Origin of the sequence: Pseudomonas sp. NBRC 111139 (assembly GCF_001753955.1) — a bacterium.
GTDB lineage: Bacteria > Pseudomonadota > Gammaproteobacteria > Pseudomonadales > Pseudomonadaceae > Aquipseudomonas > Aquipseudomonas alloputida.
This window is the reverse complement of sequence record NZ_BCBP01000045.1, coordinates 52876-78867: the sequence shown is the minus strand read 5'-3', so window position 1 is coordinate 78867 and position 25992 is coordinate 52876. Positions and strand designations below refer to the sequence as shown.

Genomic DNA, 25992 nt, shown 5'->3' with positions numbered 1-25992 from the left:
AACGCATCGAAGGTTGGGCACAGGTCGTCGTAGGAGCGGGTTTACCCGCGAAAGGGCCGGGCCTGCTAACCAATCTCCACCCGCCGTTCACCGTTGCCGCCGCCACCGTATTCGCGGGTAAACCCGCTCCTACACATAGGCACCAGCGCCTCGACCATATACACAATCAATTGGCCCCCACCCTTCAGGGAGCCTACAGTGCGCCCGAAACTCACCCAACCCGGGAAGCCCACCATGAGCAAAAAGCCGAAAAAGCACGGCCCCAACAAGGCCAAGTCCATCGTTGCCCAGCCACTGTTCCGCTGCCGCCAGGAACAACCGAACAAGGGCAAAGGCAGCTACCGCCGCGAAGCCTTCCAATCGAGAGATTGGGAGGCTTCCTACTTTTTGGCTGCATGAAAGCATCGCAAGCGCAGGCATGATATGGTCGTCACCTGACCTGCAACTCTGGATCTGTGCATGCTCTTCCGTCTTATCCCCCGCTGGGAAACCCGCCAGCTGATCGCGGCCTCCAGCTTCATTCTGCTCGTGGCCTGTGCGGAAAAGCCCACCGCCGCCGACGCGCTGCCGCTGGCCCCTGCCCAACCCAATCCCGTGGTGACCGTGCCCGGCGCAACGCCCGACGTCAGCACTGACATCCAGCCCCTGCAAACCTTCGCCCAATGGCAAGCAGGCTTCCGCGAGCAGGCACTGCAAGCCGGCATTTCGCCGAGCACCTTCGACCGCGCCTTCCTCGGTGTCACCCCCGACCTGGACGTGATCAAGGCAGACCGCAGCCAGCCGGAGTTCACCCGCCCGGTGTGGGAATACCTCGAAGGCGCCCTGTCGCCCCTGCGTGTGCGCAACGGCAAGAAGCTGCTGGAGCAGAACGCCGAGCTGCTGACTCGCCTTGAGCAACGCTATGGCGTGGACCGCCAGGTGCTGGTCGCGGTGTGGGGCATGGAAAGCAACTTCGGCCAGTTCCAGGGCAACAAGTCGGTGATCCGCTCGCTGGCCACTTTGGCCTATGAGGGCCGCCGCCCACAGTTCGCCCAGGACCAGCTGATTGCCGCGCTGCAGATCATCCAGCACGGAGACATCCAGCCTGAAGCCATGCGTGGCTCGTGGGCCGGCGCCATGGGCCAGACCCAGTTCATTCCGACCACCTACAACACCCATGCCGTGGACTTCGACGGCGATGGCCGCCGCGACATCTGGAACAGCACACCAGACGCCCTTGCCTCAACAGCGCACTACCTGCAAAGTTCGGGCTGGAAACGCGGCCAACCGTGGGGCTTCGAGGTACAGGTGCCGGCCGGCTTCGACTTCTGGCAGGCCGATGGCGCACTGCGCAAACCGGTGAGTGAATGGCTGGCGATGGGCGTGAAACTGCCAGCGGGTACCCAGCTGCCGCCAGGTAGCAACCAGCTGTCTGCCGCCCTGCTGCTGCCGGCCGGTGCACGCGGCCCGGCGTTCCTGGTGCTGGACAACTTCCGCGCCATCCTCAAGTACAACAACTCGTCGTCCTATGCCCTGGCGGTGAGCCTGCTCGGGGATCGCTTCAGCGGCTGGGGCTTCATTGCCGGCAGCTGGCCGAAAGAGGACCTGCCGCTCAGCCGCAGCGAGCGCATGGAGTTGCAGAACTTGCTGAACAGCCGCGGGCATGATGCGGGTAATGCCGATGGCATTATCGGGGCCAATACCCGCAAGGCAATCCGCAATGCCCAGCAAGGGCTGGGATGGCCGGCGGATGGCTACCCGACCCATAAGCTGCTTGAGAGCCTGCGCCAGCAGTAAGCATTCCGGGGCCGCTGCGCGGCCCCGGTAATCTCACGCCCTGACCAGATCCTGCTCCAGCACCAGTGTTTGCTGAACACTGTCCAGCCTCACCCGAGCCCCCAGGGGCAAGCAGACATTCGGGTCACAGTGCCCGCTGCGCCAACCCGCCAGCACCGGCACACCCAGCGGTGCAAACGTATCCTCCAGCAACGGCGTCAGCGCCGCGGTGGTAATCCCGGCAAAGTCGCCCACCAACACGCCTTTGATCCCCTCCAGCTTGCCTGCCAGGCGTAACTGGGTCAGCAGCCGATCCACCCGGTACAACGGCTCGTTGACGTCCTCGATGAACAGGATGCAGCCCTGGGTATCCAGCTCGGCAAGGGTCCCCATGGTCGCCCCCAGCATCGACAGGTTGCCACCCAGCAGCGGTCCGCTGGCCACCCCCGGCAGCACGCAGTCCAATGCGAAGCCCGCCGGGTGCGCGACCTGCTCGCCTGCCCTCACATGCCCACCCAGTTGCGCCAGCAACGACGACTCGGTCGGTGGCAACTTGGCCCCCAACAGGTCGGCATTGAGCATCCCCCCATGGAAGGTCAGCAGCCCGGCATGCCGGTAGATCGCCGTATGCAGCGCGGTGATGTCGCTGTAGCCGATCAGCGGCTTGGGGTTGCGCCGGATCAGTTCAAAGTCGAGCTGGTCAAGCAGGCGCATGCTGCCGTAGCCCCCACGCATGCACAGGATGGCGTCCATGGCCGGATCGGCAAACGCTGCATGCAAGTCCTGCAGGCGCTGCTGGTCCGGCCCCGCCAGGTAGCCCTGCGCCTGCAGGGCACCCGGGTAGATACGGCACCGGTAGCCGCGGTCAACGAACCACTGGCTAACCTTCTGCGCATCAAGCCGCGCCGCGCCCGCCGGGGCGACAATGGCAAAACATGCGTTGGCCGGCAGCGCGGCTGGCAGGGTGGGTTGAAAGGTTTTGGCGCAATACATCGCGACTCCTTGCAGCGCATGGGACACAAACAAAAATGCCGATGCCGCCCTTGGGCGCGCATCGGCATCTGTGGCTCTGCTCTAGGCTAGCGCATAGCTCAGAGCTTGATCTTGGCTTCGTGGGCCTGCTGGTCGGCGTGGTACGAAGAACGCACCAGCGGGCCAGAGGCAACGTTCTTGAAGCCCATCTTGTAACCTTCCTCGGCGAACCAGGCAAAGGTGTCCGGGTGAACGAAACGCTGCACCGGCAAGTGGCTACGCGACGGCTGCAGGTACTGGCCAAGGGTGAGCATGTCGATGTCATGCTCGCGCATGCGATGCATCACTTCGATCACTTCCTCGTCGGTTTCGCCCAGGCCGAGCATCAGGCCGGACTTGGTCGGTACGTGTGGCACCAGCTGCTTGAATTTCTGCAGCAAGTCCAGCGACCAGTCATAGTCCGAGCCCGGGCGCGCGGCCTTGTACAGGCGCGGTACGGTCTCGAGGTTGTGGTTGAACACATCTGGTGGCTCTTGCGCGGTGATTTCCAGAGCAACGTCCATACGGCCACGGTAGTCCGGCACCAAGGTCTCCAACTGCACCCCCGGTGACAGCGCACGGATTTCCCGGATGCAGTCAGCAAAGTGCTGGGCACCGCCGTCACGCAGGTCGTCGCGGTCCACCGAGGTGATCACCACATACTTCAGGCGCAGGTCGGCAATGGCAACCGCCAGGTTTTTCGGCTCGTCCAGATCCAGCGGCTTCGGTCGGCCATGGCCAACGTCGCAGAACGGGCAACGACGGGTGCAGATGTCACCCATGATCATGAAGGTGGCGGTACCACCCGAGAAGCACTCGCCCAGGTTCGGGCAGGAGGCCTCTTCGCATACGCTGTGCAGTTTGTGCTTGCGCAGCAGTTGTTTGATGCGGTCTACCTCGGGCGACACCGGGATACGCACGCGAATCCAGTCGGGCTTCTTTGGCAGCTCATCGGTAGGGATGATCTTCACCGGGATGCGCGCGACTTTGTCGGCACCACGCAGCTTGACCCCAGCTTCCACCTTCTTCGGCGCTGGGCGCGGGGTGGCATCCTGGGTAGGTATCAGGTTCGGCACGGCTTCTTGCACAGTTGTCATATTCAGTCGATTCCGCCCGTGAGGGTCGTCTGCTCAGCGTAGTCGAGGTGCTTGACCAGCTGTCCGCGCAGCCTTGTCCTGACCTCGTCGAGTTCGATCGGACCTGCCAGATCGCGCAGCTGGGTCATCGCCAGCCCCGCATAGCCGCAGGGGTTGATTCGGCGGAATGGCGCAAGGTCCATGTCCACGTTCAGGGCAAGGCCGTGAAACGAACGGCCGTTGCGAATTCGCAGGCCGAGGGAGGCGATTTTCGCTCCGTCGACATAGACACCCGGGGCATCGGGCTTAGCAGACGCCTGAACAGCATAGCTGGCGAGCAGGTCGATGAGGGCCAGCTCGATACGGCTGACCAGCTCACGCACGCCAAAGCCCAGCCGGCGCACATCCAGCAGCAGGTAAGCCACCAGCTGCCCGGGGCCATGGTAGGTGACCTGGCCGCCGCGGTCGGTCTGCACCACCGGGATGTCGCCCGGCACCAGCAGGTGCTCGGCCTTGCCGGCCTGCCCCTGGGTGAAGACCGCAGGGTGCTCGACCAGCCAGATTTCATCCTGGCTGTCCGGGCTGCGCTGCTCGGTAAAACGACGCATGGCCTCCAGCACCGGTTCATAGGGCTGCAGGCCAAGCTCGCGAAAACCGAGGCAGGCGGACATCAAAGCACCATTTTCACGATGCCGGTAGCGCGCAGGGCGCTGTTGATATCGTGCAACTGGTTCTCGCTTTCGGCAACGATGTGCAATTGCACGGTGGTGTACTTGCCTTCCTTGCTCTGGCGTTCGGCCAGGGTGGAAAGGTCGACTTTGGCGTGCTTGCTGAGAATCTCGATGACCGTGTCCTTGAAACCGACAACGGTGTCACCGATGACCTTGATCGGGTAATCGTCGCAAGGGAATTCGATCTTGTGCGACTTGACGTCTGGTTCGCTCATGGCGGAAACGGCCTCGTAAGCCGTGGCAACAACAACACCCCCGCGGTAGGCGCGGGGGCATGCAGGTCACGTATCAGTTGAACAACCCGTAGAAGAATAGACGGATGCTATCCCACATACGGCGGAAGAAACCACCTTCCTCGACGCCATCAAGGGCAATCAGGTCGGCGCTGTGAACCACTTTCTCGTCCAGTTTGACTTCCACTTTGCCGATCACGTCACCTTTGGCGATCGGTGCGGTGAGCTGCGGGTTCATGGTCATCGAAGCCTGCAGGCGCTTCAATTGGCCTTTAGGCATAGTCATGGTCAGGTCGTCAGCCAGGCCAGCCTTGATCTGGCTGGTAGCGCCCTTCCAGACCGGGGCCTGGGTCAGCTCGGTGCCCTTCTGGTAGAAGGTCTGGGTTTCGAAGAAGCGGAAACCGTAGGTCAGCAGCTTCTGGGTTTCGGCAGCACGCGATTGTTCGCTGTTGGTACCGAACACCACGGCGATCAGGCGCTGGCCGTCACGAACGGCCGACGCCACCATGCAGTAGCCGGCTTCGTCGGTGTGACCGGTTTTCAGGCCATCGACGGTCTTGTCGCGCCACAGCAGCAGGTTGCGGTTAGGCTGCTTGATGTTGTTCCAGAAAAACTCTTTCTGCGAGTAGATGGCGTAGTGGGCCGGGTCGACATTGATGATCGCACGGGCCAGGGTTGCCATGTCGTGCGCCGACGAGTAGTGCTCGGGGTTCGGCAGGCCGGTCGGGTTCATGAAGTGGCTGTTGGTCATGCCCAGGTCGGCAGCCGTCTTGTTCATCATGTCGGCAAAGGCATCTTCGCTGCCGGCGATGTGCTCGGCCAACGCGACCGAGGCGTCGTTACCGGACTGGATGATGATGCCGTGCAGCAAGTCGCTGACCGTGACCTGGCTGCCAACCTTGATGAACATGCGCGAACCGCCGGTACGCCAGGCGTTTTCGCTGACGGTAACCGGGTCGCTTTCACCGATCTGGCCGCGGCGGATGTCCAGGGTGGCGATGTAGGCGGTCATCAGCTTGGTCAGGCTGGCTGGCGGCAGGCGCTCGTCACCGTTGTTCTCGACCAGCACGTTGCCGCTGGACGCGTCCATGAGTACGTAGGACTTGGCTGCCAGTTGGGGTGGCGCAGGCGTCATCTGCTCCGCCGCGAAGGCGGCAGGCGTGATCAGCAGCAGTACAGGCAGGCAAAGTCGTTTGGCAAGGTTGGTGATGTTCATCCGTCTCTCGAAAATCGCTAATGGTCTGAGATGTTCCCTGGGCAAGATCATGTGCCCAGCGCCAGTCAGTCTAGTTTTATGGCCGTTGGCCTGGCCCGCGAACGTGCGGCTTTATGTCGCTGCGGGCAAAAGCGGTCATTGTACATGGCCGCGACCGGCAATTCATGACAAAACCGACAGTTTGGTGTTGCCGTCTTCACAGGCGCGCTCGCCCCCACAGTCAGTCTGCTGTGACCAGCTTTGCCTGCCCCAAGTTCGCCAGGCGAATGCTGTCCTGTGCTTGCTGGATCTCGCCCTGGCTGCCGATCGGCCCCAGGCGCACGCGGTGCAGGGTCTGCTGGTTACGCACGATCGAGCTGATGAACACGGGTGCATTGACCATGGTGCTGAGCTTGGCGCGCAGCAACTCGGCAGCGTCCGGGTTGGCGAACGCGCCTACCTGCAAGAAACTGCCACCGCTACCGCCGGGCACGTTATTGCCACCCACCTGCACCGGTACCACGGGCGCGGCGTGCTGCTGTGGCGGCGGGGTCCATTGCTCGACACGCCCGGTACTGGCCGGTATTGCCTGGGTCTGGGCCACTTGCGGCTCTTTCAGCACCATAGGTGGGGTCTGGCCACGCTGGGCCCACCACTGCTGCGGGTCGATGCCCTCGACGCGCACGTGCGCGGTACCGATCTCGGCATAACCGAGCTTTTTTGCCGCAGCATAGGACAAATCGATGATGCGGTCGGAATAGAACGGGCCACGGTCGTTGACCCGCAGGATCACGCTGCGGTTATTGGCGAGGTTGGTCACCTTGACGTAGGCCGGCAGAGGCAGGGTCTTGTGAGCCGCGCTCATGCCATACAGGTCGTACAGTTCGCCATTGGCGGTGTTCTGCCCATGGAACTTGGTGCCGTACCACGACGCCGTACCCTCGGCGCGGTAGTTGCGCGAGTCCTGCATCGGGTAGTAGGTCTTGCCAAGCACCGTGTAGGGGTTGGCCTTGTAGTTACCGGTGTGCACGGTCGGGGTGGCATCGGGGATCTTGTTCACATCCACGTCCCACCACGGTGCGCCGTCCTTGTGCGCCCGGTTGATGTCCAGGCCCGGCTGGCTGCGCACGACGTTACCACTGCTTTTCGGGGCCGGGCGGTTGGAAGAGCAGCTGGCCAGCGCCACACCGACGGCGAGGCAGGTGAGCAGCTTGAAAGCGTTGCCAGAGATGATTGCGCGCATTACTTGACGCCCCGTACTTGAACCAGCTGTTCCGCAAGCTGATGTACCGCCATGGCATACATCACACTGCGGTTGTAGCGAGTGATCGCGTAGAAGTTCTTCAGGCCCATCCAGTACTCGGGGCCGCTCTCGCCCTCGAGACGGAAGGCGGTAACCGGCAGATCATCGCGCAGCGAATCATGAACCGACCAGCCAAGCGTACGCAACTCCCCTACCGTTTTCACCGGCTCGATGCCGGTGGTCAGGCCTTCGTCGGCGCGCATGCCTTCCACCCAGGCGCGGCTGACCACACCCTCGCCGGCCACCCAGCCGTGGCGCTTGAAGTAGCTGGCCACACTGCCGATGGCATCGTCAGGGTTGTTCCAGATATTGATGTGGCCGTCCCCGTCGAAGTCCACCGCGTAGTTGCGGAAGCTGCTTGGCATGAACTGCGGCAGCCCCATGGCGCCAGCGTACGAGCCCTTGAGCGTCAAGGGGTCGAGTTGCTCATCCCGGGCCAGCAGCAGGAACTCACGCAGCTCCTTGCGGAAGAACTCGGCCCGTGGCGGGTAGTCGAAGCCCAGCGTCGACAGGGCGTCGATCACCCGGTAGTTGCCGGTATTGCGGCCAAAAAAGGTTTCCACGCCGATGATTGCGACAATGTACTGCGCAGGTACGCCGTACTCCTGCTCGGCACGTGCCAACACAGCCTCGTGCTGACGCCAGAAATCCACACCGCGAGCGATACGTGCATCGGTGATGAACATCGGCCGATAGTCCTTCCACGGTTTGACCCGCTCGGCCGGGCGCGATATGGCGTCGAGGATCGACTGCTTGCGCTGTACCTCACGGAACACACCCATCAGTTGCTCAGGCGCAAAACCATAGTCGCGGCTCATTTCGCCAACGAACGCGGCTACCTGGGGCGAGCCGTCGTATTCGCCGGCATGGGCCAGCTGTACAGCGCCGAACAGGCCCACCGCACCGATCCAAGGCGCACAACGGGCAGCCCAGTTACGCACTGCTTGCATGAAATTGTTCACCTTATTCAAACCTGCGCGATCCATTTGCGGTGCGTATGGATCGACATCAAAACGCCAAACGCTGACAGCAGCGTCACCAACGATGTTCCGCCATAGCTGATGAAAGGTAGCGGCACGCCCACCACGGGCAGAAGGCCACTTACCATTCCGATATTGACGAACACGTATACAAAAAAAGTCATGGTCAGGCTGCCCGCAAGCAGCTTGCCGAACAGGGTCTGCGCCTGGGCGGTGATCACCAGACCACGGCCGATCAGCAGCAGGTAGACAATCAGCAGCAGGCAGATGCCAACCAGGCCGAACTCCTCGCCGAGCACGGCGATGATGAAGTCGGTGTGGCTTTCCGGCAAAAAGTCCAGGTGCGACTGCGTGCCAAGCAGCCAGCCTTTGCCAAACACCCCGCCCGAGCCGATCGCCGCCTTGGACTGGATGATGTTCCAACCGGTGCCCAACGGGTCGCTTTCAGGGTCGAGGAAGGTCAATACCCGCTGCTTCTGGTAGTCGTGCATGACGAAGAACCACATGGCCACCGCGACGGGCACGGCTGCCGCCAGCACGCTGAGGATCCAGCGCCAGCGCAAGCCGCCCATGAACAGCACGAAGGCACCGGAGGCCAGGATCAGCAGCGCAGTCCCCAGGTCGGGCTGACGTACGATCAGCATGAACGGCACGCCGATCAGCACCAGGCTGATCGCCACGTGCTTCAAATGGGGCGGCAAGGTGCGCTTGGACAGGTACCAGGCGATGGTCGCCGGCATGATGATCTTCATGAACTCCGAGGGCTGGAAGCGGATCACCCCCGGAATGTTGATCCAGCGCGTGGCACCCATGGCGTTGTGGCCCATCACGTCCACCACTACCAGCAACAGCACCCCGGCCAGGTAGGCCAGCGGCACCCAACGCGCCATGAAGCGCGGCTCCAGCTGGGCGATGACGAACATCGACACCAGACCGATGCCAAACGAGGTGGCTTGCTTGAGCAGCAGGTCCCAGTTCTTGCCACTGGCCGAATACAGTACGAACAGGCTGCCGGCCGCAAGGGTCAGCAGAATGATCAGCAAGGGGCCGTCGATATGAATGCGTTGCAGAAAGCTCGCACGCCGACGCATCACATCCTCGCTGGAGAGCATGCGATCGAAATTGTTCATCACAGGGCCGATTCCTGGGTAACGGTGGCGGGCGCGAACTCGGGTTTGAGCCGGCCGTTTTCGTCGAGCAGCCAGGCGTCCATGATCTGGCGAACCACCGGAGCGGCGACACCCGAGCCGGACTCACCGTTCTCGACCATCACCGAAACCACGATTTTCGGGGCTTCGGCTGGGGCAAACGCGACGAACAAGGCATGGTCGCGGTGGCGCTCCTGGAGTTTGTTGCGGTCATACTTCTCGCCCTGCTTGATCGCCACCACCTGGGCGGTGCCGCTCTTGCCGGCAATGCGGTACTGGGCACCGGCTGCTGCCTTGCGCGCGGTACCGCGGGCGTTGTGCATCACCTGTTCCATGCCATGGGTGACCTTGGCCCAGTCGGACTTGTCACGCAGCACGATGTCTTCCATGGGGTTGTCGTCCACCGGCGGCAGGCCTTCGATGGTCTTGGCCAGGTGTGGGCGGTTCCACACACCTTTGTTGGCGATCAATGCAGTGGCCTGGGCCAGCTGCAGCGGCGTGGCCTGCATGTAACCCTGGCCGATGCCGAGAATCAGGGTTTCGCCGGGGAACCAGGCCTGGCGTCGGGTGGCACGCTTCCATTCGCGCGACGGCATCAACCCGGCAGACTCCTCGAACATATCGAGGGATACCCGCTGGCCGATACCGAACTTGTTCATGTAGCTGGACAACCGATCGATGCCCATCTTGTGCGCAAGGTCATAGAAGTAGGTGTCGTTCGACCGCATGATGGCGGTGTCCAGGTCGACCCAGCCATCACCGGAGCGGTTCCAGTTACGGTATTTATGGTCGTAGTTGGGCAACTGGTAGTAGCCAGGGTCGAACACCCTGCTGCTGGCATTCACGACGCCACTGTCCAGACCGGCAATAGCCACCGCCGGCTTGATGGTCGACCCCGGCGGGTACAGGCCACGCAGCACGCGGTTGAACAGCGGCCGATCGATCGAATCGCGCAATTCGGCATAGGCCTTGAAGCTGATGCCGGTGACGAACAGGTTGGGGTCGAAGCTAGGCTGACTCACCATCGCCAGTACCTCGCCGGTGCGCGGGTCGAGCGCAACCACTGCACCACGCCGGCCTCCCAGGGCGGCTTCAGCGGCCTCCTGCAGCTTGATGTCCAGGCTCAGCACAATGTCCTTGCCCGGCTTCGGGTCGGTGCGCTTGAGCACCCGCAGCACACGGCCACGGGCGTTGGTCTCGACTTCCTCGTAACCCACCTGACCGTGCAGGGCGGCCTCGTAGAAGCGCTCGATGCCGGTCTTGCCGATATGGTGGGTACCGCTGTAGTTCACCGGGTCGAGCGTTTTCAGCTCTTTCTCGTTGATCCGCCCTACATAACCCACCGAATGGGCAAAATGCGCACCCTGCGGGTAATGCCGCACCAGCTGGGCCACCACCTCGACACCCGGCAGGCGGAACTGGTTTACCGCCACGCGGGCAATCTGCTCTTCGTTGAGCTCGAACAGAATCGGCACCGGCTCGAATGGCCGGCGGCCTTGGCGCATGCGCTTCTCGAACAGGGCACGGTCGTCAGCGGTGAGCTCAAGCACTTCGACGATGGTATCAAGCACTTCCTGCCAGTTACCCGCACGTTCGCGGGTCATCGACAGGCTGAAGCTGGGCCGGTTGTCGGCAACGATCACCCCTTTGCGGTCGAAGATCAACCCGCGGGTCGGCGGGATCGGCTGCACATGCACCCGGTTGTTCTCCGACAGCGTGGAGTGGTAGTCGTACTGGATGATCTGCAGGTAGTACAGCCGTGCGATCAACACGCACACAAGCAGCATGATCGCGACTGCGCCGACCACGACGCGGTTGCGCACCAGGCGGGCGTCTTTCTCGTGGTCCTTGAGACGGATCGGCTGCGACATCGGACTGCTTACAGGCTCATTTGTGGTAAGGGTGCCCGGACAACACGGTCCAGGCGCGGTAGATCTGCTCGCCGATGAGTATCCTTACCAACGGGTGCGGCAACGTCAGCGGCGACAGCGACCAACGTTGCTCGGCGCGTGCGCAAACCTCAGGCGCCAGGCCCTCCGGGCCACCCACCATCAAATTCACCGTGCGCGCATCCAGGCGCCAGCGGTCCAGCTCGGTGGCCAGCTGTTCGGTACTCCAGGGCTTGCCATGGACCTCGAGGGTGACAATGCGTTCCCCAGGCTGCACCTTGCTCAGCATGGCTTCGCCCTCCTGACGGATCAGGCGGGCGACGTCGGCATTCTTGCCACGGGTATTCAGCGGGATTTCCACCAGCTCCAGCGACAGCTCGGCGGGCAGGCGCTTGGCATATTCATGCCAGCCTTCCTCGACCCACTTCGGCATGCGCGAGCCGACCGCAATCAGGCGCAGACGCACAGCGCTTTCCTTATTCGCGGTCTTTGAGCTTGTCGGAGTACTCGTGGGCATGGTCCGGGCTGTGGTGCTTGCCATCGGCGGCACGGCTTTGCTCGGCACCCTGCCACAGGCGCTCAAGGTCGTAGAACTGGCGGGCAGCGGCGGTCATCATGTGCACGATGACGTCGTTCAGGTCCAGCAGCACCCAGTCGCTGTCGCCCTTGCCTTCTTCACCCAGTGGCTGGGCGCCCTTGGCCTTGACGGCTTCACGGACCTTTTCGGCCATCGCGTTGATCTGGCGGTTGGAGGTACCGGTGGCAATGATCATGTAGTCGGTCAGGCTGTGCTTCTCGCGCACGTCGATGACCTGGATGTCCTGGGCCTTGACGTCTTCCAGCGCTGCCTTGGTCACTGCGACCAGTTCTTCGCCGTAAATTTTCTGCTTGGTCATATAAAACTCGTTCAACTCGTTGGATGAGGCGCCAGAGGCACCGTCAGTTGGGCGCACGATACAGTTCGTGCGCCTCGATATAGGCCAGTACGGCGTCCGGCACCAGGAACCTCACCGATTTGCCGCTGGCCAGCAGCTGTCGGATCTGTGTAGCCGACACCGCAAGCGGCGTCTGCCAGACGAACGAAATATTTCCCGCCGGGCCGGACATGGCGGTGGGATCGCTCTCCGAGCGCGCAGCCAACAGGTTGCGCAACTCGTCAGGGGGTTCTACGTCGGCATCCGGACGTTGCAGTACCAGGATGTGACAGTGTTGCAGCAATTCTTCCCAGCGATGCCAGGCGGGCAGACCACAGAAGGCATCCCAACCCAGCACCAGGAACAACTGGTCGTTGCCGGACAGTTCGGCGCGGATCGATTCCAGCGTATCGATGGTGTACGACGGCTTGTCACGTTCCAGCTCGCGGGCATCGACGCTCAGGCAAGCGACGCCCTGCACCGCTTCACGGACCATGGCCAGGCGATCCTGCGCGGCCACCTGTGGCGTGTCGCGGTGCGGCGGCCGGGCATTGGGCAACAGGCGTAGCTCATCCAGCCCCATGAACTCGGCCACTTCCAGCGCGCTGCGCAAGTGGCCGATATGCACGGGGTCGAAGGTACCACCTAGAATGCCGATACGCCGGACTGCCTGGGCCTTGCTCAACTCAGCAGGACCCCTGACCGCGCAACTGGCCATCGCCGATCACCACATACTTCTCGCAGGTCAGGCCTTCCAGGCCGACAGGGCCGCGGGCATGCAGCTTGTCGGTGGAAATACCGATTTCCGCACCCAGGCCGTACTCGAAGCCATCGGCAAAGCAGGTCGGGGTGTTGAGCATGACCGACGCCGAATCGACCTCAGCCATGAACTGACGGGCTTCACCCTGGTGTTCGCTGATGATCGAGTCGGTGTGGTGCGAGCCATAGTGGTTGATGTGCTCGATGGCCTGGTTCAGGCCGTCGACCACGCGAATCGACAGGATCGCATCGAGATATTCCGTGTGCCAATCGGCTTCGGTGGCCGGTTTGGCGCTAATGATAGCCTGGGTACGCTCGCAACCGCGCAGCTCCACGCCCTTCTCCACGAAGCGGCGGGCCATTTCTGGCAGGAAGCGCTCAGCCACTTGTTGGTCGACCAGCAGCGTTTCCATGGCACCGCAGATGCCGTAGCGGTAGGTCTTGGCGTTGAAAGCCACATTCCAGGCCTTGTCCAGATCGGCATGCTGGCTGACATAGATGTGGCAGATGCCGTCCAGGTGCTTGATCACCGGCACGCGGGCATCGCGGCTGATGCGCTCGATCAGGCCACGGCCTCCGCGCGGTACGATGACATCGACGAATTCCGGCATGCTGATCAGCGCGCCCACCGCTTCGCGGTCGGTGGTTTCGACCACCTGCACCACCGCCGCCGGCAGGCCGGCTTCGGCCAGGCCACGCTGAATGCAGGTGGCAATGGCGCGGTTGGAGTGGATGGCTTCGGAACCGCCACGCAGGATGGTTGCATTGCCCGACTTGAGGCACAGGCTGGCGGCATCAATGGTCACGTTCGGGCGCGATTCATAGATGATCCCGATCACCCCCAGCGGGGTACGCATCTTGCCTACCTGAATGCCCGATGGGCGGTAGCTCATGTCGCGAATGGCACCGACCGGGTCCGGCAGGCTGGCCACCTGGCGCAAGCCGGTGATCATGCCGTCGATACGCGCCGGGGTCAGCGCCAGACGGTCGAGCAGTGCGGGCTCCAGGCCACTGGCGCGGCCGGCGGCAAGGTCCAGCTCGTTGGCAGCGGTGAGTTCGGCACGGGCAGCGTCCAGCGCGTCGGCGGCGGCTTGCAGGGCGCGGTTCTTCTGCGCAGTGCTGGCACGGCCGATCACCCGGGAAGCCTCACGGGCAGCGCGACCCAGGCGGGTCATATAGTCAAGAACGGACTCAGTCATGGGTTCGGTGTCTTGGCGAAGGGGAAATCGGCTGATTATAACTGCCGCGCAGGTGTACGCCCAGCGGCGGGTGGCGGATGGTCGAAAATGGATGGGGCAATGTGTAGGAAAGATGTAACCGGGGTTATCGAGATTTCCATCGCCTGTTGCGGCCCTTTCGCGGGCGCGCCCGCTCCCACAGGGATTTCACAAGGCCTGGACCTATGCACCACCAGTGGGAGCGGGCATGCCCGCGAAAGGACCGGCACTGCCAACATCACCCTCCGATTCAGCCTCGATTAAGCCATTCATTGCTATCATCCCCGCCTCTCCAGCCACGAACTGCTCCGCATGCCAGCCCTGCCCGACAGCTTTTTCGACCGCGACGCCCAGACCCTGGCCAAGGCCCTGCTGGGCAAGGTCATCCGTCACCGCCACGGCGACCTTTGGCTGGCCGCGCGGATCATCGAGACCGAGGCCTACTACCTTTCCGACAAAGGTAGCCACGCTTCGCTCGGCTATACCGAAAAACGCAAGGCGCTGTTCCTGGATGGGGGGCATATCTACATGTACTACGCCCGCGGCGGCGACTCGCTGAACTTCAGCGCCCACGGGCCGGGCAACGCGGTGCTGATCAAGTCTGCCTATCCTTGGCAGGACGCCCTCTCGGGGCCCGACAGCCTGGCGCAGATGCAACTGAACAACCCCGATGCAAGCGGCAATATCCGCCCGCAAGAGCGCCTGTGCGCCGGCCAGACCCTGCTATGCCGGGCCCTGGGCCTGAAAGTGCCGCATTGGGACGCCCAGCGTTTCGACGCCGAACGCCTGTACGTCGAGGACTGCGGCAACGCCGTGCCCCGGGTGATCCAGGCCGCTCGCCTGGGCATCCCGCACGGGCGCGACGAGCACCTGCCGTACCGCTTCGTCGATGCCGGGTACGCCCGTTTCTGCACACGGAACCCGTTACGCCGCGGCCAAGTCGAAGGCCGTGATTTCTTCATTCTCGAACAAGGAAGCTGAACATGGGCCAATGGCTCGACAGCCTGACCGGCTGGCTCAGCGCCAACCCGCAGTGGCTTGGCCTGGCGATTTTCCTGGTGGCCTGCATCGAATGCCTGGCCATCGCCGGCATTATCGTGCCGGGCACCGTACTGCTGTTCGCCGTGGCGGTACTGGCCGGCAGCGGCACGTTCAGCCTGGGCGAAACGCTGCTCCTCGGCTTTCTCGGCGGCCTGCTGGGCGACGCCTTGTCTTACACAGTGGGCAAGTACTTCCACCAGAACATTCGCCGGCTGCCGCTGCTACGTCACCATCCGGAATGGATCGGCAGCGCCGAAAGCTACTTCCAGCGTTATGGCATCGCCAGCCTGCTGGTAGGCCGTTTCATCGGCCCGCTGCGGCCGATGCTGCCAATGGTCGCCGGCATGTTCGACATGCCCCTGCCGCGCTTCATCGCCGTCAGCCTGTTGGCGGGCGCCGGCTGGTCGGTCGCCTACCTGCTACCCGGCTGGGCCACCGGCGCCGCCATGCGCCTGCCCCTGCCGGAAGGCTTCTGGCTGGACGCCGGGATCATCGCCGGCGCCCTCGCGGTGCTGATCGGCCTGAGCCTGAATACCAGCCTGCGAGATCAACGCCACGGCACCCGGCTGGTTGCGGCGCTCAGCTTCATCACCCTGGCCGGTGTATTCCTCGGCTGGCCCTACCTCCATGAGTTCGACCAAGGCGTGATGACACTGGTCCAGGAACATCGCAGCCAGGCCATCGACAGCACCGTGGTGCTGGTGACACGGCTAGGCGATTTCCGCACCCAGTTGTTCCTCGGCGGCCTGCTGACCGGCCTGCTGCTGCTTGCCCGTCAGTGGCGACACGCATTTTTCGCCGCTGGCGCGTTGATGGGCACGGCGATCGCCAACGGCACACTGAAATGGCTATTTGCCCGGGCCAGGCCGGAAGTACTGACCGACCCACTGACCAGCTATAGCATGCCCAGCGGGCACAGCTCGGCATCGTTCGCGTTCTTCCTGGTAATGGCCGTACTGGCGGGGCGTGGCCAGCCACCACGCATGCGCCTGACCTGGGTGATGCTGGGGTGCATTCCGGCGCTGGCGATTGCCCTGTCGCGGGTGTACCTGGGGGCGCACTGGCCAACCGATATCCTGGCTGGGGCCCTGCTGGCCTGTTGCGTATGCGCACTCAGCCTGACATTGGTGCAACGCCAGCAGACCCTGCCAGCCCTGCCGCTGCGGGTGTGGTGGCTGGTGTTGCCGGCATGTGTGGCGCTGCTGACGTTCTTCGCCATGCATGCGCTGCCGCAGGCGTTGGTCAGGTATCAATATTGATATTGCCTGTGCCGGCCTATTCGCGGGTAAACCCGCTCCTACACTGGGTATCGCGCTTGTCGTAGGAGCGGGTTTACCCGCGAAGGGGCCGGAACAGGCAATACAGAACCATCAGGCGAACAACTCACCCTGAATCCGCTCCAGCAGCTTCTGGATTTCCCCCAGCCGCTGCTGCGGCGAATCGAGGGTCAGCAGGTCCAGCTTGTCTTCTTCCATGAACGGCAACAAGTACGCCAGCTGATTGGCCAGCGCCTGACGCCCGTCCACCGGGCGCGGCATGCCCAGCGCTTCGACCATGGGGTGCTCACCCAGGGCCACCAACAGCGCCAGCAGGTCGTCATCGGCCTCCAGCAACGGGCTGTCTGCCTGCTCCGGCAGCCATTGCACCTGGCCCACCAGCAACTGGTCCTTCTGCACCTCGGAGCTTTCCAGATTGAAGCGCCGCACGCCCTCGACGCGAATACCCAGCAAGCCATTATCCTGCTGCACGAAGTCGCGGATCACCGCTTCACAGCCGATCGAGGCGACCACCGGTGGCGCCTTGCCAACTTGTTCGCCCTCAAGGATGCACACCACACCAAACCCTTCGCCCTGCTTCATGCAGCGCCCGATCATGTCCAGGTAGCGTGCCTCGAAAATCTGCAAATCGAGGAAGCAGCCAGGAAACAGCACGGTATTGAGCGGAAACAGCGGTAGCGTCATAACAATTCCTCAAGCCACCAGGCTGACTGCCAGCGGCAGGAACACCGCTGTAGCCACCCCCATCAGGCTCATCGCCAGCGCGGCAAAGGCGCCGCATTCGTCACTTTCCTGCAGGGCCACCGAAGTGCCCACTGCGTGTGCGGTCACGCCCAGCGACATGCCGCGCGCCTCAGGGCTGTGCACGCCGAAGCGGCTCAGCAACGCCGGGCCGAAGATCGCCCCGATCACCCCGGTAATCAACACGAACACTGCCGCCAGGGCCGCCACGCCGCCAATCTGCTCAGCCACCAGCATGGCGATCGGCGAGGTGACAGACTTCGGCGCCATGGTCATCAGGATCATGTGCTCGGCACCGAACCACCAACCCAGCACCAGGCAGCAGAGCGTGGCAAACAGGCCTCCGACTACCAGCGTAGTAAATGTCGGCCAGAACAGCTGGCGGATACGCCGCAGGTTGAGGTAGAGCGGCACAGCCAGGGCCACCGTAGCGGGCCCCAGCAGAATGTTCATGATTTCGGTGCTTTTGCGGTATTCGCTGTAATCGATACCGCACAGCAGCAACACACCGATCACCAGCAGCATCGACACCAGTACAGGTTGCAGGAAGATCCAGCGGGTTTTCTCGTAGGCTGCCAGCACGACCTGATAGGCCCCCAGCGTGATGCCAATACCGAACAATGGGTGGTGAATGACCGCATCGAGTGCGCCCTGCCAGTCGAGCATCATGGCTGCTCCTCACGCTTGCCCTGGCGCTGAATGAGCTTTTGCATCAGCACACCGACGAACACAAGGGTCAACAGACAGGAGATCAGCAAGGCCCCGACAATCGCCCAGAAGTCGGCGGCAATGTCCTTGGCATATACCATCACCCCGACTGCCGGCGGTACCAGCAGCAGCGGGAGATAGCGCAGCAAGCTGCTGGCGGCCTCGTTCAGCGGCTTGCCGACCTCACCGCGAGCCATGAGAAAGAGCAGCAGCAACAACAGGCCGATGATCGGCCCGGGCAAAAACGGCACAAACAGGTGATTGATCGCCGTCCCCAGCAGCTGGAACAGTACCAGCCAGGTCAAACCACGCAACAGCATAAGCATCTCCCTCGGGCATGGCCGCCATTATAAGCACGCTCAGCTATAGACCGATATTCGCCGAAAAGCGGGCAACTTGACTGAAACGGTTCGCCGTGCTGATCTTGTACTTTCGTACCAATTGACAACTCGGAGAGTCCGCGATGCCCCATGTACCGGTTACAGAGCTTTCGCAGTACGTTGGCAAGGAGCTGGGCCACTCGGAGTGGGTGAAGATCGACCAGCAGCGCATCAACCTGTTCGCCGAGGCGACCGGCGACTTCCAGTTCATCCATGTCGACCCTGAGAAGGCAGCAAAAACCCCGTTTGGCGGCACGATCGCCCATGGTTTCCTGACCTTGTCGCTGATCCCCAAGCTGATCGAGGACATCCTCGTCCTGCCGCAAGGGCTGAAGATGGTGGTGAACTACGGGCTGGACAGCGTGCGCTTCATTCAGCCGGTCAAGGTCGACAGCCGGGTTCGGCTGAAGGTAAAGCTGGGCGAGGTGGTGGAGAAAAAGCCAGGGCAGTGGCTACTCAAGGCGATTGCCACGCTGGAGATTGAGGGTGAAGAGAAGCCTGCTTATATAGCCGAGTCGCTGTCGCTCTGTTTTGTCTGATACATGCCCGGGGGCTGCAGTGCAGGCCCCGATCCACAAATCCCCCGCACTCGCGTAAACTGCCAGCCTTCGCGCAGCCTAGGGCTGCCCCTGTCGATTTATCAAAGGTGCCCGCCATGCCCTGGCTGCAAGTACGCCTGGCCATCAGCCCGGAACAAGCCGAAACCTATGAAGATGCGCTGCTTGAAGTAGGCGCCGTCTCGGTCACGTTCATGGATGCCGAAGATCAACCGATCTTCGAACCAGACCTCAACACCACCCCGCTGTGGTCGCACACTCACCTGCTGGCGCTGTTCGAGGCCGATGCCGACCCTGAACAGGTGTTCGCCCACTTGCGCCTGCTGACCGGCGCCGAGCTGCCCGAGCACCAGGCCGAGGTGATCGAGGATCAGGACTGGGAGCGCAGCTGGATGGACAACTTCCAGCCGATGCGCTTCGGCCGCCGCCTGTGGATCGTGCCCAGCTGGCACGATGCCCCGGAAAAGGACGCCGTGAACCTGCTGCTCGACCCGGGCCTGGCCTTTGGCACCGGCACCCACCCCACCACGGCCCTGTGCCTGGAATGGCTCGACAGCCAGCAGCTTGAAGGCACCCAGGTGCTGGACTTTGGCTGCGGTTCGGGCATCCTGGCCATCGCTGCGCTGCTGCTGGGCGCCCGCGAAGCGGTAGGTACCGACATCGACGTGCAGGCCATCGAGGCTTCGCGCGACAACGCCCAACGCAACGGCATTGCCGACGAGAAACTGGCGCTGTACCTGCCCGAACACATGCCGGCGATGCAGGCCGACGTGCTGGTTGCCAACATCCTCGCCGGCCCGCTGGTGTCGCTGGCGCCACAGTTGTCCGGCCTGGTTCGCCCAGGTGGCCTGCTGGCGCTGTCGGGCATCCTCGCCGAGCAAGGTGAAGACGTGGCCGCCGCTTATGCCGCCGACTTTGAACTGGACCCGATCGTCGTGCGCGACGGCTGGGTGCGCATCAGTGGTCGGCGTCGCTAAGCGGGCCTAGAATACTTTTCTGCACAGCTCCCGGATCGCCGCATGACCGACAGTTTCGTCACCCAGTGCCCGCATTGCCAGACCAGCTTTCGCGTCACCCACCACCAGTTGGGCGTGGCGCGTGGCGTGGTGCGCTGCGGTCACTGCCTGCAGGTATTCAATGCCGCCAAGCAGCTGCTGGAGCAAAACCGCGCCGCTACCACAAGCGCCCCCGTGGTGCCGGCACCGGTACCTGCAGTGCCTGCCGAGCCGCTGGCCGAGCTGGCGCCAGAGCCTGCCATCAGTGTACGCGGCACCCCTCCTGACCAGGACTGGGCGCTGACTGCCCAGGCGCTGGACGAGCTCGACCTCGACAAGGAACTGGAGCGCCTGGAGCGTCGCGGCCAACCGGCCCCGACCCACCCGGCCAGCCAGGATGACAAGCTGCAGGCACGGCGCGATGAACTTCACCCGGACGAGCACGCAGAAGACCTTTTCGGTACGGCTACCGATGAGCCCTACGCGCCGCAGGAACCGGCAGAGCCTACCCCGGTGCTACTGGAACCGGAACCTTTGGAGCTGGAGCCTGCCCCCGGCGAGCGTACCGAGCCTACCCTGGGCAGCAACCTTGACCTGGACATCGATGGCGAGCCGCCTGTGCACCGTGCGGCCGAACGCGATGACCAGCCCGCATTCAGCGAACCGCTGCGCATCAGCGATGACGAAACCCCGGAAAAAGGCCTGAGCGCCCGCGACGACGAACCACTGGCGCTGCGCCTGTCGGCGCACGACGACGAGCCCGTCGAGCCACTGCCCGGAGAGCGCCTGGAACCAGGCTTTGCTGGCAAGCCCGAGCGCCCCTCGCGCAAGGAGCCGCTGGTCGATGTGGTCGATGACCCGCTGCAGCTAGGCTGGGAAAAACCCGCACCCAACTGGGGCAAGCGCCTGCTGTGGGGCTTTCTGACCCTGCTGGCTGCCGGCCTGCTGGCGTTCCAGTACGTGTGGTTCCATTTCGACGAAATGGCCCGCCAGGACCAGTATCGGCCGATTTTCCAGCAAATCTGCCCGATGCTCGGCTGCCAGGTCCCTACCCGCGTCGATATTGCACGCATCAAAAGCAGCAATCTGGTGGTGCGCAGCCACCCGGACTTCAAGGGCGCACTCATTGTCGACGCGATCATCTACAACCGCGCACCGTTCGCCCAGCCATTCCCATTGCTGGAGCTGCGCTTCGCCGATCTCAATGGCCAACTGATCGCCAGCCGTCGCTTCAAGCCCAGCGAGTACCTGTCGGGGGAACTGGCAGGGCGTGGCGAAATGCCCAGCCAGACGCCAATCCACATTGCCCTGGACATCCTCGACCCTGGGCCGAAGGCCGTGAATTACAGCCTGAGCTTCCGTTCGCCGGAGTAGGCGACAAGCGGCCAGCAGCAAGCGACAAGACAAGAAGCCCCAACCGCGACCGCTTTTTGTCCTGTCGCTTGCTGCTTGAAGCACAAAGGCATAAGCCGACAACTGTTCAGATTTTATCCAAATCCATCTTTATCCAGTCATCGAGAGCGGGTATCATGCCAACCCTTTTTCGAACTCCAAGATTCGGCCCCACAACAGGGATCACCTATGTCGGCGGTACGCATCGGCCAATACACACTACGTAACAACCTGATCCTCGCGCCCATGGCCGGGGTCACGGACCAGCCTTTCCGTACACTTTGCCAGCGCCTGGGCGCCGGCATGGTGGTGTCGGAAATGGTAAGCAGCGACATGAGCCTGTGGAACAGCCGCAAGTCGAGCCTGCGCCGCATCCATGAAGGTGATCCCGAGCCACGCTCGGTGCAGATCGCCGGCGGTGATGCGCAGATGATGGCAGCGGCGGCAAAGGCCAATGTCGAAGCGGGTGCCCAGATCATCGACATCAACATGGGCTGTCCGGCAAAAAAAGTCTGCAACAAAGCCGCAGGCTCTGCTTTATTGAGAGATGAAGCCTTGGTCAGCGAGATCCTCCACGCCGTAGTCAGCGCTGTGGACGTACCGGTGACCCTGAAAATCCGCACCGGCTGGGACCGGGCGAACAAGAACGGCCTGAACGTGGCGAAGATCGCCGAACAGGCTGGCATCCAGGCGCTGGCGGTGCATGGCCGCACACGTGCCGACCTGTACACCGGCGAAGCCGAGTACGACACCATCGCTGCCATCAAGCAGGCGGTGTCAATCCCGGTTTTTGCCAACGGCGATATCACCTCGCCAGAAAAGGCCCGGGCGGTGCTGGAAACCACCGGGGTCGATGGCCTGTTGATTGGCCGGGCTGCCCAGGGGCGGCCATGGATCTTTCGCGAGATCGAGCATTACCTGCGCACTGGCGAACATCTGCCAGCGCCGCAACTGGACGAAGTGGAACGCATCCTGCTGGAGCATCTGGCCGCGCTGCATGCCTTCTATGGCGATGTGATGGGCGTACGTATCGCCCGCAAGCACGTTGGCTGGTACCTGGCAACACGACCCGGCGGCAAGGAGTTTCGCTCCCGGTTCAACGCTTTGGAAGACACACAAGCGCAGTGCGCCAACGTTCGCGCGTTTTTCAGCGAACGTCGACAGAGCCTTGAGACAGAGGACGGACAAGGGGTGGCCGCATGACGATGATGACCGAGAATTTTGTGAGTGGAACAACGCCCGTGAGCGACAACGCCAACCTGAAACAGCACCTCAACACGCCGAGCGAAGAGGGCCAGACCCTTCGCGACAGCGTCGAGAAGGCGCTGCACAACTACTTCGCCCACCTGGAAGGCGCGACCGTGACGGACGTGTACAACCTGGTGCTCTCCGAAGTCGAGGCGCCCCTGCTCGAAAGCGTGATGAACTACGTGAAGGGCAACCAGACCAAGGCCAGCGAGATGCTCGGGCTGAACCGAGGCACCCTGCGCAAGAAGCTCAAGCAGTACGACTTGTTGTAAGCCAGAATCCCATCCAGAAAAGGCGACTCCCTGAACAGAGGCGCCTTTTTTGCTGACTCCACCGCGTTATTGGAACCCGAAATGACCGACCAGACTACCCGCCTGCCAGTCCGCCGCGCCCTGATCAGCGTCTCCGACAAGACCGGTATCCTCGAATTCGCCCGTGAGCTGCAGCAGCTCGGTGTCGAGATCCTGTCCACCGGCGGCACCTACAAGCTGCTCAAGGACAACGGCGTAAACGCGGTGGAAGTGGCCGACTACACCGGCTTCGCCGAAATGATGGATGGCCGGGTCAAAACCCTGCACCCGAAGATCCACGGCGGTATCCTCGGCCGTCGTGGCACCGACGACGCCATCATGAACGAGCACGGCATCAAGCCGATCGACCTGGTTGCGGTCAACCTGTACCCGTTCGAAGCCACCATTTCCAAACCTGGCTGTGACCTGCCGACCGCCATCGAGAACATCGACATCGGCGGCCCGACCATGGTCCGTTCGGCAGCCAAGAACCACAAGGACGTGGCCATCGTGGTCAACGCCAGCGACTACGCCGGCATCGTCGAAGGCCTCAAGGCCGGTGGCCTGACCTATGCCCAGCGCTTCGATCTGATGCTCAAGGCGTTCGAGCACACTGCCGCCTACGACGGCATGATCGCCAACTACATGGGCACCATCGACCAGGCCAAGGACACCCTGAGCACCGAGGCGCGCAGCGAATTCCCGCGCACCTTCAACAGCCAGTTCGTCAAGGCACAGGAAATGCGTTATGGCGAGAACCCGCACCAGAGCGCGGCGTTCTATGTCGAAGCCAAGAAAGGCGAAGCCAGCATTTCCACCGCTGTCCAGCTGCAAGGCAAGGAACTGTCATTCAACAACGTGGCCGACACTGACGCCGCGCTGGAATGCGTAAAGAGCTTCGTCAAGCCGGCCTGCGTCATCGTCAAGCACGCCAACCCGTGCGGCGTGGCGGTAGTACCGGAAGACGAAGGCGGCATCCGCAAAGCCTACGACCTGGCTTACGCGACCGACACCGAATCGGCGTTCGGCGGCATCATCGCATTCAACCGTGAACTGGACGGCGAAACCGCCAAGGCCATTGTCGACCGCCAGTTCGTCGAAGTGATCATCGCCCCGAAAATCTCCCAGGCCGCCCGCGACGTAGTGGCTGCCAAACAGAACGTACGCCTGCTGGAGTGCGGCGAGTGGCCAGCCGAGCGCGCTGCCGGTTGGGACTTCAAGCGCGTCAACGGTGGCCTGCTGGTGCAAAGCCGCGATATCGGCATGATCACCGCCGATGACCTGAAGATCGTCACCAAGCGTGCCCCGACCGAGCAAGAGATCCACGACCTGGTATTCGCCTGGAAAGTGGCCAAGTTCGTCAAGTCCAACGCCATTGTCTACGCCAAGCAGCGCCAGACCATCGGCGTCGGCGCCGGCCAGATGAGCCGCGTCAACTCCGCCCGCATCGCTGCAATCAAGGCCGAGCACGCTGGCCTGCAGGTGCAGGGCGCGGTCATGGCGTCGGATGCATTCTTCCCGTTCCGTGACGGCATCGACAATGCAGCTAAAGTGGGTATCAGCGCCGTGATCCAGCCGGGTGGTTCGATGCGTGATGCTGAAGTCATCGCTGCTGCCGACGAGGCCGGCATCGCGATGGTCTTCACTGGCATGCGCCACTTCCGCCACTAATTACGCGGATCCCGAGGCGAGTCGAGATCCTGTGGGAGCGGGCTTGCCCGCGAATACGATGGTGGATTCACCGCCGCATTCGCGGGCAAGCCCGCTCCCACAGTGTTCGGCGCAAGCCACGGGATCACTTGAATCGAGGTTTTGACATGAAAGTTTTGATCATCGGCAGCGGCGGCCGTGAGCACGCCCTGGCCTGGAAAGTCGCCCAGGACCCACGCGTCGAGAAAGTCTTCGTTGCCCCGGGCAACGCCGGTACCGCCATTGAAGCCAAGTGCGAGAACGTCGCCATCGACGTGTGTGCCCTGGAGCAACTGGCCGACTTCGCCGAGAAAAACGTCGACCTGACCATCGTCGGTCCGGAAGCACCGCTGGTTATCGGCGTGGTCGACCTGTTCCGCAGCCGCGGCCTGGACTGCTTCGGCCCAACCAAGGGCGCGGCCCAGCTGGAAGGCTCCAAGGCCTTCACCAAGGATTTCCTGGCACGTCACAAGATCCCGACCGCCGACTACCAGAATTTCACCGAGATCGAGCCAGCGCTGGCCTATCTGCAGGAAAAAGGCGCGCCAATCGTGATCAAGGCCGATGGCCTGGCGGCAGGCAAGGGCGTGATCGTCGCCATGACGCTGGAAGAAGCCGAAGCCGCCGTGCGTGACATGCTGGCTGGCAACGCCTTCGGTGAAGCAGGTTCGCGTGTCGTGATCGAAGAGTTTCTCGACGGCGAAGAAGCCAGCTTCATCGTCATGGTCGACGGCCACAATGTGCTGCCCATGGCCACCAGCCAGGACCACAAGCGTGTCGGCGACCAGGACACCGGCCCGAACACCGGCGGCATGGGCGCCTACTCCCCTGCCCCGGTCGTTACCGCCGAGGTGCACCAGCGCGTGATGGACCAGGTGATTTGGCCAACCGTGCGCGGCATGGCCGAGGAAGGCAACGTCTACACCGGCTTCCTCTACGCCGGCCTGATGATCGACAAGGCGGGCAACCCCAAGGTCATCGAGTTCAACTGCCGCTTCGGCGACCCGGAAACCCAGCCGGTCATGCTGCGCCTGGAGTCGAGCCTGGTACTGCTGGTGGAAGCTGCGTTCGCCAAGGCACTGGACAAGGTCGAAGCACAGTGGGACCCGCGCCCGAGCCTGGGCGTGGTCCTGGCAGCTGGCGGTTACCCGGGCGACTACGCCAAGGGCGACGTGATCAACGGCCTGGACGCTGCCGCCAAGATCGAAGGCAAGGTATTCCATGCCGGTACTGCGCTCAAGGATGGCAAGGTAACCACCAACGGCGGGCGCGTGCTGTGTGCCACCGCCATGGGCAGCACCGTTGCCGACGCGCAGCAGCAGGCTTATCGCCTGGCCAAGGAAGTCAGCTGGAACGGCAGCTTCTACCGTTCCGACATCGGCTATCGGGCCATCGCCCGCGAGCGCGGTGAGCACCAGCAGTAAGTACTACCGGTATGCCGTAGCGGTTTCAGCCTGCGGCAT

General features: G+C 62.9%; 27 protein-coding genes. 11 read left to right on the top strand and 16 right to left on the bottom strand.

Translation table 11 applies throughout. The features are described from left to right. Positions 1-234 precede the first annotated feature (234 nt). Together arfA and BJQ17_RS18350 are read left to right on the top strand one after the other, a co-directional pair. The gene (gene arfA, locus BJQ17_RS18355) at positions 235-399 is read left to right on the top strand and encodes an alternative ribosome rescue factor ArfA (protein ID WP_003249747.1); all 165 of its coding nucleotides are present in this window, start codon (positions 235-237) and stop codon (positions 397-399) included. 60 nt (positions 400-459) lie between these two features. Then, positions 460-1776, top strand: coding sequence for a lytic murein transglycosylase (locus BJQ17_RS18350; protein WP_003249746.1), 1317 nt, complete (start codon positions 460-462; stop codon positions 1774-1776). Between the two features lie 33 nt (positions 1777-1809). On the opposite strand, the gene BJQ17_RS18345 is transcribed toward BJQ17_RS18350, so the two are convergent. The 13 genes from BJQ17_RS18345 to BJQ17_RS18285 all read right to left on the bottom strand — a co-directional run bounded on the left by BJQ17_RS18345 (position 1810) and on the right by BJQ17_RS18285 (position 14193). Continuing rightward, positions 1810-2748 carry an LD-carboxypeptidase gene (locus BJQ17_RS18345; protein WP_070096421.1) on the bottom strand — a complete coding sequence of 313 codons (939 nt, stop codon included), beginning with the start codon at positions 2746-2748 and terminating at the stop codon, positions 1810-1812. 98 nt (positions 2749-2846) lie between these two features. Continuing rightward, a complete protein-coding gene (lipA, locus tag BJQ17_RS18340; protein WP_003249742.1) occupies positions 2847-3863 on the bottom strand; it encodes a lipoyl synthase in 1017 nt (338 codons plus the stop codon). Between the two features lie 2 nt (positions 3864-3865). Next, positions 3866-4513: a lipoyl(octanoyl) transferase LipB gene (gene lipB / locus BJQ17_RS18335; protein ID WP_003249738.1), complete on the bottom strand. Its 648-nt coding sequence runs from the start codon at positions 4511-4513 to the stop codon at positions 3866-3868. Beyond that, positions 4513-4788, bottom strand: a complete 276-nt coding sequence (locus BJQ17_RS18330; RefSeq protein WP_003249736.1) for a DUF493 domain-containing protein — start codon at positions 4786-4788, stop codon at positions 4513-4515. The genes lipB and BJQ17_RS18330 overlap by 1 nt, the downstream gene beginning before the upstream one ends. 73 nt (positions 4789-4861) lie before the next feature. Next, positions 4862-6022 carry a D-alanyl-D-alanine carboxypeptidase family protein gene (locus BJQ17_RS18325; RefSeq protein WP_003249733.1) on the bottom strand — a complete coding sequence of 387 codons (1161 nt, stop codon included), beginning with the start codon at positions 6020-6022 and terminating at the stop codon, positions 4862-4864. Between the two features lie 220 nt (positions 6023-6242). Then, a complete protein-coding gene (locus BJQ17_RS18320; RefSeq protein WP_003249731.1) occupies positions 6243-7244 on the bottom strand; it encodes a septal ring lytic transglycosylase RlpA family protein in 1002 nt (333 codons plus the stop codon). Further along, entirely contained in the window at positions 7244-8254 is a 1011-nt protein-coding gene (gene mltB, locus BJQ17_RS18315; RefSeq protein ID WP_003249729.1) for a lytic murein transglycosylase B, read from the bottom strand. Before mltB ends, BJQ17_RS18320 begins: the two co-directional genes overlap by 1 nt. A gap of 17 nt (positions 8255-8271) precedes the next feature. Continuing rightward, a complete protein-coding gene (rodA, locus tag BJQ17_RS18310; RefSeq protein WP_003249727.1) occupies positions 8272-9375 on the bottom strand; it encodes a rod shape-determining protein RodA in 1104 nt (367 codons plus the stop codon). 38 nt (positions 9376-9413) lie between these two features. Further along, entirely contained in the window at positions 9414-11303 is a 1890-nt protein-coding gene (gene mrdA / locus BJQ17_RS18305; protein WP_070096420.1) for a penicillin-binding protein 2, read from the bottom strand. Positions 11304-11319: 16 nt separating this feature from the next. After that, entirely contained in the window at positions 11320-11787 is a 468-nt protein-coding gene (rlmH, locus tag BJQ17_RS18300) for a 23S rRNA (pseudouridine(1915)-N(3))-methyltransferase RlmH (RefSeq protein WP_003249722.1), read from the bottom strand. A gap of 10 nt (positions 11788-11797) precedes the next feature. Next, a complete protein-coding gene (rsfS, locus tag BJQ17_RS18295; RefSeq protein WP_009685825.1) occupies positions 11798-12217 on the bottom strand; it encodes a ribosome silencing factor in 420 nt (139 codons plus the stop codon). 43 nt (positions 12218-12260) lie between these two features. Next, on the bottom strand, positions 12261-12953 hold the full coding sequence (gene nadD / locus BJQ17_RS18290) for a nicotinate-nucleotide adenylyltransferase (protein ID WP_070096419.1): 693 nt from the start codon (positions 12951-12953) through the stop codon (positions 12261-12263). After that, a complete protein-coding gene (locus tag BJQ17_RS18285; RefSeq protein WP_004576854.1) occupies positions 12922-14193 on the bottom strand; it encodes a glutamate-5-semialdehyde dehydrogenase in 1272 nt (423 codons plus the stop codon). The genes nadD and BJQ17_RS18285 overlap by 32 nt, the downstream gene beginning before the upstream one ends. A 330-nt stretch (positions 14194-14523) precedes the next feature. Between BJQ17_RS18285 and BJQ17_RS18280 the strand changes: the two genes are divergently transcribed. Together BJQ17_RS18280 and BJQ17_RS18275 are read left to right on the top strand one after the other, a co-directional pair. Then, positions 14524-15192 (top strand): DNA-3-methyladenine glycosylase, encoded by a 669-nt coding sequence (locus tag BJQ17_RS18280; RefSeq protein WP_003249713.1) that lies wholly within the window; start codon positions 14524-14526, stop codon positions 15190-15192. Between the two features lie 2 nt (positions 15193-15194). After that, a complete protein-coding gene (locus tag BJQ17_RS18275; protein WP_004576853.1) occupies positions 15195-16511 on the top strand; it encodes a bifunctional DedA family/phosphatase PAP2 family protein in 1317 nt (438 codons plus the stop codon). Between the two features lie 111 nt (positions 16512-16622). On the opposite strand, the gene BJQ17_RS18270 is transcribed toward BJQ17_RS18275, so the two are convergent. Genes BJQ17_RS18270 through BJQ17_RS18260 form a run of 3 tightly spaced genes read right to left on the bottom strand, consistent with a single transcriptional unit; the run spans position 16623 to position 18298 of the window. Next, positions 16623-17213: an LON peptidase substrate-binding domain-containing protein gene (locus BJQ17_RS18270; RefSeq protein WP_003249708.1), complete on the bottom strand. Its 591-nt coding sequence runs from the start codon at positions 17211-17213 to the stop codon at positions 16623-16625. A gap of 9 nt (positions 17214-17222) precedes the next feature. Further along, on the bottom strand, positions 17223-17939 hold the full coding sequence (locus BJQ17_RS18265; RefSeq protein ID WP_004576852.1) for an LrgB family protein: 717 nt from the start codon (positions 17937-17939) through the stop codon (positions 17223-17225). Continuing rightward, on the bottom strand, positions 17936-18298 hold the full coding sequence (locus BJQ17_RS18260; RefSeq protein WP_014861016.1) for a CidA/LrgA family protein: 363 nt from the start codon (positions 18296-18298) through the stop codon (positions 17936-17938). Before BJQ17_RS18260 ends, BJQ17_RS18265 begins: the two co-directional genes overlap by 4 nt. Positions 18299-18441: 143 nt before the next feature. On the opposite strand from BJQ17_RS18260, the gene BJQ17_RS18255 reads away from it, so the two are divergent. The 7 genes from BJQ17_RS18255 (at position 18442) to purD (ending at position 25953) form a co-directional block, all read left to right on the top strand. Continuing rightward, positions 18442-18897, top strand: a complete 456-nt coding sequence (locus BJQ17_RS18255) for a MaoC family dehydratase (RefSeq protein WP_019752601.1) — start codon at positions 18442-18444, stop codon at positions 18895-18897. Positions 18898-19013: 116 nt separating this feature from the next. Next, a complete protein-coding gene (gene prmA, locus BJQ17_RS18250; RefSeq protein WP_070096418.1) occupies positions 19014-19892 on the top strand; it encodes a 50S ribosomal protein L11 methyltransferase in 879 nt (292 codons plus the stop codon). Positions 19893-19934: 42 nt separating this feature from the next. Next, on the top strand, positions 19935-21284 hold the full coding sequence (locus tag BJQ17_RS18245) for a DUF3426 domain-containing protein (RefSeq protein ID WP_070096417.1): 1350 nt from the start codon (positions 19935-19937) through the stop codon (positions 21282-21284). Positions 21285-21491: 207 nt separating this feature from the next. Then, on the top strand, positions 21492-22505 hold the full coding sequence (gene dusB / locus BJQ17_RS18240) for a tRNA dihydrouridine synthase DusB (RefSeq protein ID WP_047604682.1): 1014 nt from the start codon (positions 21492-21494) through the stop codon (positions 22503-22505). After that, positions 22502-22822, top strand: coding sequence for a DNA-binding transcriptional regulator Fis (gene fis, locus BJQ17_RS18235; RefSeq protein ID WP_003249693.1), 321 nt, complete (start codon positions 22502-22504; stop codon positions 22820-22822). The genes dusB and fis overlap by 4 nt, the downstream gene beginning before the upstream one ends. A gap of 81 nt (positions 22823-22903) precedes the next feature. Continuing rightward, entirely contained in the window at positions 22904-24511 is a 1608-nt protein-coding gene (gene purH / locus BJQ17_RS18230) for a bifunctional phosphoribosylaminoimidazolecarboxamide formyltransferase/IMP cyclohydrolase (protein ID WP_003249687.1), read from the top strand. A gap of 146 nt (positions 24512-24657) precedes the next feature. After that, complete coding sequence (gene purD, locus BJQ17_RS18225; RefSeq protein ID WP_070096416.1) at positions 24658-25953, top strand: phosphoribosylamine--glycine ligase; 1296 nt, start codon at positions 24658-24660, stop codon at positions 25951-25953. Positions 25954-25992: the final 39 nt, after the last annotated feature.

What these genes read in the sequence shown, in the direction of transcription:
- lipA (WP_003249742.1), bottom strand. Translation starts at nt 3,863, where the DNA reads ATGACAACTGTGCAAGAAGCCGTGCCGAACCTGATACCTACCCAGGAT.
- lipB (WP_003249738.1), bottom strand. Translation starts at nt 4,513, where the DNA reads ATGTCCGCCTGCCTCGGTTTTCGCGAGCTTGGCCTGCAGCCCTATGAA.
- BJQ17_RS18320 (WP_003249731.1), bottom strand. Translation starts at nt 7,244, where the DNA reads ATGCGCGCAATCATCTCTGGCAACGCTTTCAAGCTGCTCACCTGCCTC.
- dusB (WP_047604682.1), top strand. Translation starts at nt 21,492, where the DNA reads ATGTCGGCGGTACGCATCGGCCAATACACACTACGTAACAACCTGATC.
- BJQ17_RS18260 (WP_014861016.1), bottom strand. Translation starts at nt 18,298, where the DNA reads ATGCTGTTGCGTGGTTTGACCTGGCTGGTACTGTTCCAGCTGCTGGGG.
- arfA (WP_003249747.1), top strand. Translation starts at nt 235, where the DNA reads ATGAGCAAAAAGCCGAAAAAGCACGGCCCCAACAAGGCCAAGTCCATC.
- fis (WP_003249693.1), top strand. Translation starts at nt 22,502, where the DNA reads ATGACGATGATGACCGAGAATTTTGTGAGTGGAACAACGCCCGTGAGC.
- purH (WP_003249687.1), top strand. Translation starts at nt 22,904, where the DNA reads ATGACCGACCAGACTACCCGCCTGCCAGTCCGCCGCGCCCTGATCAGC.
- BJQ17_RS18265 (WP_004576852.1), bottom strand. Translation starts at nt 17,939, where the DNA reads ATGATGCTCGACTGGCAGGGCGCACTCGATGCGGTCATTCACCACCCA.
- mltB (WP_003249729.1), bottom strand. Translation starts at nt 8,254, where the DNA reads ATGCAAGCAGTGCGTAACTGGGCTGCCCGTTGTGCGCCTTGGATCGGT.
- BJQ17_RS18285 (WP_004576854.1), bottom strand. Translation starts at nt 14,193, where the DNA reads ATGACTGAGTCCGTTCTTGACTATATGACCCGCCTGGGTCGCGCTGCC.
- BJQ17_RS18345 (WP_070096421.1), bottom strand. Translation starts at nt 2,748, where the DNA reads ATGTATTGCGCCAAAACCTTTCAACCCACCCTGCCAGCCGCGCTGCCG.
- BJQ17_RS18330 (WP_003249736.1), bottom strand. Translation starts at nt 4,788, where the DNA reads ATGAGCGAACCAGACGTCAAGTCGCACAAGATCGAATTCCCTTGCGAC.
- BJQ17_RS18325 (WP_003249733.1), bottom strand. Translation starts at nt 6,022, where the DNA reads ATGAACATCACCAACCTTGCCAAACGACTTTGCCTGCCTGTACTGCTG.
- rsfS (WP_009685825.1), bottom strand. Translation starts at nt 12,217, where the DNA reads ATGACCAAGCAGAAAATTTACGGCGAAGAACTGGTCGCAGTGACCAAG.
- BJQ17_RS18275 (WP_004576853.1), top strand. Translation starts at nt 15,195, where the DNA reads ATGGGCCAATGGCTCGACAGCCTGACCGGCTGGCTCAGCGCCAACCCG.
- nadD (WP_070096419.1), bottom strand. Translation starts at nt 12,953, where the DNA reads ATGGCCAGTTGCGCGGTCAGGGGTCCTGCTGAGTTGAGCAAGGCCCAG.
- BJQ17_RS18270 (WP_003249708.1), bottom strand. Translation starts at nt 17,213, where the DNA reads ATGACGCTACCGCTGTTTCCGCTCAATACCGTGCTGTTTCCTGGCTGC.
- BJQ17_RS18245 (WP_070096417.1), top strand. Translation starts at nt 19,935, where the DNA reads ATGACCGACAGTTTCGTCACCCAGTGCCCGCATTGCCAGACCAGCTTT.
- mrdA (WP_070096420.1), bottom strand. Translation starts at nt 11,303, where the DNA reads ATGTCGCAGCCGATCCGTCTCAAGGACCACGAGAAAGACGCCCGCCTG.
- purD (WP_070096416.1), top strand. Translation starts at nt 24,658, where the DNA reads ATGAAAGTTTTGATCATCGGCAGCGGCGGCCGTGAGCACGCCCTGGCC.
- BJQ17_RS18350 (WP_003249746.1), top strand. Translation starts at nt 460, where the DNA reads ATGCTCTTCCGTCTTATCCCCCGCTGGGAAACCCGCCAGCTGATCGCG.
- BJQ17_RS18255 (WP_019752601.1), top strand. Translation starts at nt 18,442, where the DNA reads ATGCCCCATGTACCGGTTACAGAGCTTTCGCAGTACGTTGGCAAGGAG.
- BJQ17_RS18280 (WP_003249713.1), top strand. Translation starts at nt 14,524, where the DNA reads ATGCCAGCCCTGCCCGACAGCTTTTTCGACCGCGACGCCCAGACCCTG.
- rodA (WP_003249727.1), bottom strand. Translation starts at nt 9,375, where the DNA reads ATGCGTCGGCGTGCGAGCTTTCTGCAACGCATTCATATCGACGGCCCC.
- prmA (WP_070096418.1), top strand. Translation starts at nt 19,014, where the DNA reads ATGCCCTGGCTGCAAGTACGCCTGGCCATCAGCCCGGAACAAGCCGAA.